Source organism: Streptomyces sp. DH12 (assembly GCF_020873895.1).
GTDB lineage: Bacteria > Actinomycetota > Actinomycetes > Streptomycetales > Streptomycetaceae > Streptomyces.
The window spans coordinates 1-487 of sequence record NZ_JAHWGT010000790.1 but is presented as its reverse complement, the minus strand read 5'-3'; the positions used below and the strand labels follow the sequence as shown (position 1 = coordinate 487).

1 protein-coding gene is annotated in these 487 nt (G+C 68.4%); it reads right to left on the bottom strand.

Translation table 11 applies throughout. The annotated features are described in order from the left end of the window. Nucleotides 1-267, bottom strand: a 267-nt coding sequence (locus tag LPA54_RS37080) for a LacI family DNA-binding transcriptional regulator (RefSeq protein WP_228984867.1), incomplete at its 3' end; no start/stop codon positions are given. Between the last annotated feature and the right edge of the window lie 220 nt (nucleotides 268-487).

The window sequence follows — 487 nt, the reverse complement described above, 5'->3', positions numbered from 1 at the left end:
CTTGCGCAGCACCCGCGCGCTGTCGTTGCGGCGGAAGCCGAGCGCCTCGATCGCCTCCTGCACCCGCCTCTCGGTCTCCGGCGTCACGCCCGGCTCGCCGTTCACCACACGGGAGACCGTCTTCAGGCCCACTCCGGCGCGGGCGGCCACGTCCTTCATCGTCGGACGGTTGCCGTAGCGGGTCCCTGGGGAGCGGTCGGTGCGGCGGGTCGTCTCCGGCACGTTGCGGTGTCCTGTCCTGTCGGCCACGGGGATGCGTGAGTCCATGGGCTTGTATGAGGATGTGGCGTCGAGCATAGAGCCTGGACAACGTTGTCAGCCTCGGGGGACACTGTCCGACGCACACTTCGGCCCGCACCTCACCGCCCGACCGGGCCGTTGCCCGTGCTCCATGTGTTGCCTCCTGGTCGCGCATGGCCGTTCCCAGCGTGTTCTCTGATGGTTTCCGATGGTTGACGGGGAGATCCGACTCTGATGCACACCGACC